General features: G+C 52.2%; 3 protein-coding genes. 2 read left to right on the forward strand and 1 reads right to left on the reverse strand.

The window, feature by feature from the left end; all coding sequences use genetic code 11:
* Positions 1–407: 407 nt before the first annotated feature.
* Both KYK14_RS21615 and KYK14_RS21620 read left to right on the forward strand, forming a co-directional pair.
* Complete coding sequence (locus tag KYK14_RS21615) at positions 408–2,792, forward strand: ribonucleoside-diphosphate reductase subunit alpha (RefSeq protein ID WP_219161733.1); 2,385 nt, start codon at positions 408–410, stop codon at positions 2,790–2,792.
* Positions 2,793–2,846: 54 nt separating this feature from the next.
* The gene (locus KYK14_RS21620) at positions 2,847–3,872 is read left to right on the forward strand and encodes a hypothetical protein (RefSeq protein WP_219161731.1); all 1,026 of its coding nucleotides are present in this window, start codon (positions 2,847–2,849) and stop codon (positions 3,870–3,872) included.
* A gap of 1 nt (position 3,873) precedes the next feature.
* On the opposite strand, the gene KYK14_RS21625 is transcribed toward KYK14_RS21620, so the two are convergent.
* The coding region (locus KYK14_RS21625) for a hypothetical protein (protein ID WP_219161732.1) at positions 3,874–4,065 on the reverse strand (192 nt) is incomplete at its 5' end.

Genomic DNA, 4,065 nt, shown 5'->3' on the forward strand with positions numbered 1-4,065 from the left:
GAGCGGAGCGAAGGACCTTCTCACGCTAGAACAACCATCGTAACAACGACTCGTCCTGCGGGCATAAGGTCCTTCGCAAGCTCAGGATGACAGACGATTTTCGGCTGTTCCTCCACGCTACGCCTACCTCCTACAATACCATTCCTCCGGCAAACTCGCAACCCTATTTTACTAGTAATATTTCATTGCTATATTCTTTAGTTTCTATGCAAAAAGCAGCTGATTGCTACCGCTTTGCGATTATGTGGAAAACTTCTAAAGGAAAGGTTTGTCCTACACCTTCGAGACGAATATCTTCCGACTATCAATAGTCGAAAAGTTCCTTCGGCTCCTCCTTTCTCGCATCAGTGCCTGCGCCCCTCCAGGGTAGGGCTTCGCTTATCCTAACCCATCAAACCGCTACGCCTATGTTGGTAATCAAACGCGACGGTCGCCGCGAATCCGTGAAATTCGATAAAGTAACGGCCCGCATTGAAAAGCTCTGCTACGGGCTGAATATGGATTTCGTGTCGCCGATTGAGGTGGCCAAGAAGGTGATTGACGGCATTTACGACGGCGTGACCACCGTGGAGCTGGACAACCTGGCCGCTGAAACCGCCGCCTCGCTCACCACCAAGCACCCCGACTACGCCATTCTGGCCGCCCGCATTGCGGTGAGCAACCTGCATAAGGTGACCTCGAAGTCCTTTTCGAGCACCATGAAGCGCCTCTACACCTACGAGGACCCCAAGAACGGCGAGAATGCTTCGCTGCTGGCGAAGGACGTGTGGGAGGTGATTCACAACCACGCGCATACGCTGGATTCGGCCATCATCTACGACCGCGACTACAACTACGACTTCTTCGGCTTCAAGACCCTGGAGCGCTCCTACCTGCTGCGCCTCGATGGTAAGATTGTGGAGCGCCCCCAGCACATGCTGATGCGCGTATCGGTAGGCATTCACAAGAACGACATCGATTCGGTTATCAAGACCTACAACATGATGTCGGAGCGGTGGATGACGCACGCTACGCCTACCCTGTTCAACGCGGGCACACCCAAGCCGCAGATGTCGTCGTGCTTCCTGCTCACGATGAAGGACGACTCCATTGAAGGCATCTATGACACCTTGAAGAACTGCGCCCTGATTTCGCAGTCGGCCGGCGGCATTGGCCTGGCCGTACACAACGTGCGCGCTACCGGCTCCTACATCAAAGGCACCAACGGCAACTCCAATGGCCTGGTGCCCATGCTGAAGGTGTTCAACGACACGGCCCGCTACGTGGACCAGGGCGGCGGCAAGCGCAAGGGCGCTTTCGCCATCTACCTGGAGCCCTGGCACGCCGACATCTTCGACTTCCTGGACCTGAAGAAGAACCACGGCAAGGAGGAAAACCGCGCCCGCGACCTGTTCTACGCCCTCTGGACGCCCGACCTGTTTATGAAGCGGGTGGAGGAAAACGGTATGTGGACGCTGATGTGCCCCCACGAGTGCCCCGGCCTGGATACCACTTGGGGTCCCGAGTTTGAGAAGCTCTACACTAAGTACGAGCGCGACGGCCGCGGCCGCAAGACAATCAAGGCGCAGGAGCTGTGGTTTGCCATCCTGGAAAGCCAGACCGAGACGGGCACGCCCTATATGCTGTTCAAGGACGCTGCCAACGGCAAGAGCAACCAGCAGAACCTGGGCGTGATTAAGTCCTCGAACCTGTGCACCGAGATTATGGAGTACACCGACAAGGACGAAATTGCGGTGTGCAACCTGGCCTCGCTGGCCCTACCCCGCTACCTCGTGACCGACGCGCAGGGCAACACCACCTTCGACCACGACAAGCTGTACGAAGTAACGTATCAGACCACGCTGAACCTGAACAAGGTGATTGACGTGAACTACTACCCCGTGCCCGAGACGCAGCGCAGCAACTTCCGCCACCGCCCCATCGGGTTGGGCGTGCAGGGCCTCGCCGACACGTTTATTGCCCTGCGGATGCCGTTTGAAAGCGACGAAGCCAGCGGCCTGAACAAGGACATCTTCGAAACCATCTACTTCGCGGCCATGACGGCCTCGAAGGACTTGGCCATCAAGGAGGGCCACTACGAGACCTTCCCCGGCTCGCCGCTGAGCCAGGGCAAGTTCCAGTTCGATCTGTGGAACGTAACGCCCGACTCGGGCCGGTGGGACTGGGAAACGCTGCGCGCCGAGGTAGTGGAGCACGGCGTGCGCAACTCGCTGCTGGTAGCGCCTATGCCTACCGCCAGCACGGCGCAAATCCTGGGCAACAACGAATCGTTTGAGCCTTACACGAGCAACATTTACGTGCGGCGCGTGCTCTCGGGCGAGTTCATGGTAGTGAACAAGCACCTGCTGAAAGACCTGGTGGCCCTGAACCTGTGGAGCGACCAGATGAAGCAGGAAATTATTGCCGCCAACGGCTCGGTGCAGAACATCGACCGGATTCCGCAGCACATCAAGGACCTGTATAAGACGGTGTGGGAAATCTCGCAGCGCCGCATCATTGATATGTCGGCCGACCGGGGCGCGTACATCTGCCAGAGCCAGAGCCTGAACCTGCACGTGCAAAACGTGAACTTCGGCAAGCTCACTAGCATGCACTTCCACAGCTGGAAGCGCGGCCTGAAAACCGGCATGTACTACCTGCGCACCAAAGCCGCCGCCGACGCCATCAAGTTCACGGTGGAGAAACAAGCCGCCGAAACCCTGGAGCCGGTCTACGCCAACGTCGCCCAGAACCAAAGCGACATGAGCTGCTCGCTGGATAATCCGGACGCCTGCGAGGCTTGCGGGTCGTAAATTACTTGTAACAAAAAGAGGCTCTCAGGAGCCTCTTTTCATATACTCTGTTTTATGAATAATTCTTCATTAGTAGGTGGCTTTGACGTAAGCACATTCATGCGCATACTTCAAGAAAAGCAAGATAAATCGAAACCTGCACAAGTATTCCTTAATCACTTTTCAGCACTGTGCTTTCATATCGAGAATGATTCACAAGCTAAAAACTTGAATACGGTTAGATATTTTTATGAAATCAAGGAAGGGTCTTGCAAATGCGATTATGATACTTTAAGGAAATTGCTTTATAACTGTTGGAGCACTGAGTATGCACTTCGTTTAACCGCAAATCAAGACAACAATGATTTTCTAGGTTTTGCAGTGCAATGGGCACTTCCTCAAGCGTACTATAGTTCGTACCAGAGTCTAAACGCTTTTATTCAGTCTACTGGCGCAACTACTAGCTCACATACAGGAGCAATAAAAAAATTCGCAGAGCTAGTTAAGAATAATAAGTATCCCAAGACTATCAGTTTTTACTGTGACGGTGACTATTCTGACCTGAAAGTAGTGAACATTCCATCTAAAGGGGTCAAAAGCTCTTCTTTGTCTAGAATCTATACTCCTGAAGATGCACAAGGCCAAATAGCAATGTTACTCAGGGGAACGAGGAAAGAACTAGCCGAGCAATTGAAAAAAGACAGACAATGCTCCTCTAAACCTATTCTTACTAAGGATAAAAAAGTTGCAAAAGCCTTTAGCTGTAAACAATGGGCAGAAATAATTAAGCCATCAACTATGACTACTTTATTTGATTTTCTATATCGATTAAGGCTTAAGGCTAATTATAGTGATGTGCAAATGCTAATAGAAGCTGAAATAGACTTTGTAGAATTTCATTCATGCATACATAAAATAGTGAGTTATATAAACTTTATTCACGAAGCTTATATAGCTAAAAGTATAGGTTATAAAAAATTCAATGAGCTAGTTATAAATTTCCCTAAACATCCAGTTTTAGAACCAATAGTTTTAAATAGATGGCAGAGAGAAATTAGCCCCTTACTAGGTGTAGAATGGAGCGACTGTAAAGCCGCATAGTCTATCCAATGGCGCGGGGCTGTGCCCCGTGCCGACTATTGGCAGGCCTCTGGCCTGCGGTCGTCCGCGCCGGTAGGGACAGTTGAGTAGGGCGGGTCGTTCTGGCGGGCAGGCCGGAGGCCTGCGAATAGTCGGCACGGGGCACAGCCCCGCGCCATTTGTAATGTATTGCTATAGGTGAGTAGGTATGTCG

It is taken from the genome of Hymenobacter profundi (assembly GCF_019334315.1).
GTDB lineage: Bacteria > Bacteroidota > Bacteroidia > Cytophagales > Hymenobacteraceae > Hymenobacter > Hymenobacter profundi.

Coding starts and splice junctions, on each gene's coding strand:
- KYK14_RS21615 (WP_219161733.1), top strand. CDS start 408: ATGTTGGTAATCAAACGCGACGGTCGCCGCGAATCCGTGAAATTCGAT.
- KYK14_RS21620 (WP_219161731.1), top strand. CDS start 2,847: ATGAATAATTCTTCATTAGTAGGTGGCTTTGACGTAAGCACATTCATG.